This is a genomic window from Saccharopolyspora sp. (genome assembly GCF_017434145.1).
In the GTDB taxonomy this organism is placed as follows: domain Bacteria; phylum Actinomycetota; class Actinomycetes; order Mycobacteriales; family Pseudonocardiaceae; genus Saccharopolyspora_C; species Saccharopolyspora_C galaxeae.
Genome location: NZ_JAFRFW010000934.1, coordinates 1 through 5,227, shown reverse-complemented (window position 1 = coordinate 5,227; position 5,227 = coordinate 1). Strand labels below are relative to the sequence as shown.

The following is a 5,227-nucleotide window of genomic DNA, read 5'->3' as shown; positions in this document are numbered from 1 at the left end:
GCCCATCCCCATGCCGGTGGCGAATTCGACCACCGCCGGATCGACTTCGCGCAGGCCGACGATCGTGTTGCGCACCACCGGCAACAGCGCGTACATGGTGAGCGCGACAATCGACGGCGCGTTGCCTAGCCCCAGCGGTGCGATGAGCAGGCCGAACAACGCGTACGAGGGGATCGTCAGCAGCAGCGCGGTGGCGCCGAGCACCGCGGCGCGCAGGGCGTCGGTGCGGTAGACCACTACCGCCACCGGCACTCCGATCAGCACCGCCAGGCCGAGCCCTTCGAGGACGAGCACAGCGTGCGCGGTCGTCGCCCCGAGGACCTCCGTCCAGTTTCCGGCGAGATATTCGAGGAATCCCATGCCGCGGGTGCTCGCCTAGCCCACCGGCGCGCGGTCGGGCGCGTCGTCGAAGAAGTCGTCGAGCCGGTCGACGAGGCCGCAGAAGGTCGGGTGCTCGTCGAACATGAACTCGGTGTGTCCGGCGTCGTCGATGAGTTCCAGCCGCTTGGGCTCAGCCGCATGTGCGTAGAGGGAGCGGGCCTCTTCGGGCTTGTGCAGTTCGTTGGTACTGCCGTGGACCACCAGCAGCGGGCGCGGGGCGATGCGGTGCGCCACCGCTTCAGGGGAGAACCGCAGGAGCATGTCGGCGGATTCCAGGGTGACGCCGGAACCGAAGCCGGGGGCGCGGTAGAGCTCCGTGCCGACGTAGCCGTCGGTGTTGTCGTCCAGGTCAAGCCGTACGATGTCCCACGGTGAAGTGATCTCGGAACGGCCGAGTTCGGTGCGACGTGCGCGATCGGCCATGACCCGCTCCAGCAGGCTGTTCCACGTCCGCTCGTCGTGCATGGCGCGAGTGGAACGGGCGCCGTCGGCAATGGCGTTGACGGACGCGACGGCCCGGACGCGGAACTTCGGCGCGGAAACGTTCAGCGCTGCGATCACGCGGTTGCGGAAATCGCGCACGGGTGCGGCCGCGGCGACGAGGCATTCTTCGAACTCCTCGTGCACCAGGGCGTAGCCGCGGGCGCGGGCCTCGCGCACGCGGGAGATCACATCCTCGGCGTCCTGCGGGGCGCGTGGGCCCGCCCGGTCGAACACGGCGTCGTCGAGCAGGTCCCTGATCTCGTCATCGTCGTGGTCGAACAGCAGCGCCCGGCCGGACGAGGTGGTGTGCAGCGGAGTCACCCGGCCCACCCAGCCCGCCGTCTGCACGGCGCGCATCGGGCTCTCCGACATCACGGTCAGCGCACCGTCGCCGTCGAGCACGGTCAAGTGCGCACGTTCCTTGGTCACCGACACGACGCTGCGCAGCACCGGCGGCGCCTCGGCCAACAACCGCTGCTGGCCGACGTGGGCGGCCATCGTGAACATCCGCCAGCCCAGCCGGTAGCCGAGCGTCTCGGGATCGCGGGCGACCATCCCGGTCTCTTCGAGCACCCGCAGCGCACGGGAGATCTGGGTCTTCTCCCTCCGCACGCGGCGGGCGATCTCGACCACTCCGAGGCTGCCCCGTTCGGCAGCGTCCACCGAGCCCAAGACCCCCAGGATGGCCGCCGCGCGGTGAACGCTGGACGAGCTTTCCTGATTCATGGCCGGAATAGTGGAAGCCGCACGTGGCGCGGGCAACCATCGTTGCTACCCGAGCAACGGCAAGCTCCTCGCTGATCGGCATGCCGCACGCACCAGTTCGGAGTGAAATGTCCGGAGCAGACGTCCGGCCGGAGCCGATAGGCGGTTCCCGCCCATTCCTTCCCGCGGTCGCGCCGCTGGACGAACCTCGTCGAGCACCACGCCGGGTTCGACGCCCCGCGTGCGCCGTTGCGGAGCGATCTCGATGATTCCGGTGAGGTGGCGAGGTCTCGGGCTGCGCGCGGAAGTCAGCTGCCGATGGTGCTAGCGGCTCACCAGTGCGTCAGGCCGCTCGCCCGCGCAGGCACGCAGCGCGCCGCGGTCGAGGCCCTGCCCGGTGAGCACGTCGACGAGCAGTTCCAATGCCTCGGGCGGATTCGGCGAGTCCTGCTGGCCGGCGTCCGAGGACAGCACCACGTTGGCCAGCCCGACCTCGTCGGCGAACGCCGCCAGCATTTCCGGAGTGCACCCGGTCTGGTGCAGCAGCTGGAACGTCGTGATCTCGGCGAGCGCCCCGTGCGCGATCAGGGCCGTCGCTTGCGACGCCGTCATGGCGGGCACGGTGTAGCTCGGATGGGTCAGCAGGATCCTGCGCACCCCCTGCTGCCGGGCCGTGGGAACCAGCCAGGCCGCCTCGTCCCCGCTGATGTGGCCGGTCGCCAGCACCGCGTCGGCTTCCGCGATCAGCCGGCAGATCGCCCGCGCGTCGTCAGCGGTGGACGGATCCACCGGCGGGAGCGCGTAGCTATGGCCCGACAGCTCCGGACGGGTACCGCACAGGCTGGGCAATCTCGCCGACCGCTGGGTGTGCGCATCGGCCGTCGGCATCCACACGAAGCGGCCACCTGCGTCCAGGCATGCCGCCACTGCAGCGGGATTGACGCCACCGACGTGCTGGTTGAGCGCGATGCCGCCGTACACGCGCACCGGCTGCCCGCGGCCCGCTGCGACCGCGCGCCCGACCGTAGACTCGTAGTGTCCTTTGAGGACGCAACCGGTGAATCCCGCAGCCGCGTAAGCGGCCACCACGTCCCGGTCATCGGCCCGGCGCGGCGTCACGTCCGGTGCGGCATGCACATGGAGGTCGAACACGCCGACCACTGTGGGACCCGACCCGGTCGTTGACAACGCTCGTTGCTCGCCCGGCAATGCGGCGATCAGTCCGCGCCTTCCTCCAGCAACCTGTTGACCTCCCGCGACACCAAGCCGAACCGGGACTCCTGCAACAACGGCATCTCTCGGCGCCGCCTCCGCGCCGCCTGCACCTCGATGTCGACAACGGTCAGCGCGGAATCCCAGCGGGGTGCCTCGGCGACCACCTCGCCCCACGGATCGAGCACCCTCGATCCGCCCCAGAACGAAACACCTGCCTCGTCACCGACCCTGTTGACGAACACCACCCAGCACTGCTGCATTCGCGCGATGAACAGCAGCAAGTCGCGCCAATACGACTCGGTGTCGACGGCACCGGGCGCCACACCGGAGGCGCTGTTGGCCGGCACCAACAGCACTTCCGCACCGTCTTGGGCGGCCAGCCAGGGCAATACGGGCTGCCAGGCGTCGTTGCAGACCAACGTCGCCATCCGTGCGTGCGGCGTCTCGTAGGCGCGCAGCGCCGTCCCAGGGCTGGCGTGCTTGCGCTCCTCCCAGCTCAAGTAGTTCGGCAAGTAGAGCTTGCGATGGGTGTGCAGAACGTGGCCATCAGCGCAGTAGGTCGCCGAGTTGTACCGCCGCAGACGGCCGTCCTCGTGCAGGCCGACGAGCACGTCCGGCCCGAAGCGCGACAACCGCGCAACCCGATCATCGGTCACCGCGATCGACCGGTCATCGGGCAGTTTCCCGAGTGCGTAACCGTGCAAGCTCAGCTCCGGGAAGACCACGAGTTCGACCTCGCGCTCGGCCGCCTGCCGCACGACCGCCTCGGCAGCACCGGAATTCGCCTCGACATCACCAAGCGCCGTATCGACCTGCGCCAAAGCCAGCCGCATCCACAACCTCTCCCAACGAGCCGACATCCTGCTACGGCAAGTGCCGCCTCCGAGTCCTGGCACGCTGCATAACTGCTGGCACACGCAGCCGCCAAGCATCGTTGCTGGACCGACAACGCGGCCGTCGCCGTTCTCGCGCTCCCAACAGGAGCCGATGCGCCGCCACCGAGGCGCGGTGTGGCTCCGTACGGACCCAGCCCCCTGTTGCGTGCGGCCGCGCAGGCCCTGGCGCACGCAGTCCTAAGTGGATTCCGATGGACTTCCCGGCGTGCCGGCGGAACGGTGCGGAAAGTGCGAGCTCGAGCCTAGGGTTCGCGAGCTGGAGCGGACCATCGAGGCGCAAACCCGCAATCGACTTTACCCCGCCATCGGTCACCAACCGCATCACCTTCAGCCCCGCACTGCCGGTACGGCGGGCCGGACTGCAACAACGCATGCCGATGGGGTTGGTGATCAAGATGCACATCGCCTACCCGACACCCTTCTGGCGCCACCGCGGGTTGAGCGGCGCGGCCATGAGCACCGACCGCGCCCTGGCGCTCGTCTTCGACCAGACGCTCCAGAACGAGAGCGTCGGGGTTCTCGTCGGTCTCATCGAGGGCGAGCATGCAGTGCAGTACAGCCAGCTGAGCGTCGACGAGCGTCGCGAAGCCGTCATCGAGGACCTCGTCCACTACTTCGGCGAAGACGCCGCGTCTCCGATCGAGTACGTCGATTACGACTGGATCCGGGACGAGTGGGCCGAGGGCGGCTACGGCGCCCACATGCCACCCGGCATCGTGACCGGCTACGGCGACACCATCCGTGAACCCGTCGGGCGGATCCACTGGGCCGGCACCGAAACCGCCACCGAACACATCGGCTACTTCGAAGGTGCATTGCAATCAGGCATCCGAGCCGCGCGCGAAGTCATCGACGCAGGCTGACCGGGCACACCACGATCGGAGGCAAGAAGATGAAGTTCGCGGACTTCGCCGACGGGTTCCGCCTCGAATTGGCCAACCGAGAGTTCGCCCGCAGCGCGATGACCCTGCTCGCGGCCCGCGCCGGAGGATGCGACTCGGGACCGTTCTGGGTCGGCTACGCGAAGCTGGAGGAATTCAACGCACCCAGGTACCGAGCCGCCGCCCGACGAATGAAAATCAGCTTCGAACCCGACTGGAGGACCCGTACCCGAGGCTGGCTCGTTGGCCACACGCCCATGCCGCTCTTGCACGAACTCCTGCGGATCGCGTACCCGCGGACCGTCGAGTACGCCGAAGACATCAGACGACTCAAAGACGCAGGGCCACCACGGGAAGCGGCCTTCCTCGATTACATGATCAGACAGGACCTCCAGGTGCGCATGATGCACGCAGCCTTGATCGGGACCGCCAGCGAGGTAACCGCGCTGGTCGACGAATTCATCGCATCGGAGCGCTGACGACAAACCCATCAAAGTACTTTACGGAACCTGGCGGATTTCGCACTGCCAGCAAATGGAACAAATACAACGCCTAAATGATGTCTCGTAACTGATCTTGTGGTTGGTGTGGTGCGGGGTTGCTTTCAGCCGTTGAGGGCGAGGTTGCGGAGATGGGCGATTCCGGAGGCGGTGTCGGCGAGCGTGG

The 5,227-nt window shown here is 68.0% G+C and carries 6 protein-coding genes; 2 read left to right on the top strand and 4 right to left on the bottom strand.

What is annotated here, in order from left to right:
• The 4 genes from IJH84_RS25245 to IJH84_RS25230 form a co-directional block, all read right to left on the bottom strand.
• On the bottom strand, positions 1–360 hold a 360-nt coding region (locus IJH84_RS25245), incomplete at its 3' end, for an ABC transporter permease (RefSeq protein ID WP_295149814.1).
• Between the two features lie 15 nt (positions 361–375).
• On the bottom strand, positions 376–1,590 hold the full coding sequence (locus tag IJH84_RS25240) for an IclR family transcriptional regulator C-terminal domain-containing protein (protein ID WP_295149811.1): 1,215 nt from the start codon (positions 1,588–1,590) through the stop codon (positions 376–378).
• Between the two features lie 303 nt (positions 1,591–1,893).
• Positions 1,894–2,721, bottom strand: coding sequence for a DUF6282 family protein (locus tag IJH84_RS25235; protein WP_295149809.1), 828 nt, complete (start codon positions 2,719–2,721; stop codon positions 1,894–1,896).
• A 65-nt stretch (positions 2,722–2,786) separates the two neighbouring features.
• A complete protein-coding gene (locus IJH84_RS25230) occupies positions 2,787–3,617 on the bottom strand; it encodes a nitrilase-related carbon-nitrogen hydrolase (RefSeq protein WP_200072915.1) in 831 nt (276 codons plus the stop codon).
• A gap of 254 nt (positions 3,618–3,871) precedes the next feature.
• Between IJH84_RS25230 and IJH84_RS25225 the strand changes: the two genes are divergently transcribed.
• Both IJH84_RS25225 and IJH84_RS25220 read left to right on the top strand, forming a co-directional pair.
• Positions 3,872–4,543 (top strand): FAD-dependent oxidoreductase, encoded by a 672-nt coding sequence (locus tag IJH84_RS25225; protein WP_200072790.1) that lies wholly within the window; start codon positions 3,872–3,874, stop codon positions 4,541–4,543.
• A gap of 29 nt (positions 4,544–4,572) precedes the next feature.
• Positions 4,573–5,040 (top strand): hypothetical protein, encoded by a 468-nt coding sequence (locus IJH84_RS25220; RefSeq protein WP_295149807.1) that lies wholly within the window; start codon positions 4,573–4,575, stop codon positions 5,038–5,040.
• Positions 5,041–5,227: the final 187 nt, after the last annotated feature.

Bases quoted from the DNA above. Each gene is read 5' to 3' on its own strand.
- IJH84_RS25240 (WP_295149811.1), bottom strand. From the start codon at position 1,590: ATGAATCAGGAAAGCTCGTCCAGCGTTCACCGCGCGGCGGCCATCCTG.
- IJH84_RS25220 (WP_295149807.1), top strand. From the start codon at position 4,573: ATGAAGTTCGCGGACTTCGCCGACGGGTTCCGCCTCGAATTGGCCAAC.
- IJH84_RS25230 (WP_200072915.1), bottom strand. From the start codon at position 3,617: ATGCGGCTGGCTTTGGCGCAGGTCGATACGGCGCTTGGTGATGTCGAG.
- IJH84_RS25225 (WP_200072790.1), top strand. From the start codon at position 3,872: ATGGACTTCCCGGCGTGCCGGCGGAACGGTGCGGAAAGTGCGAGCTCG.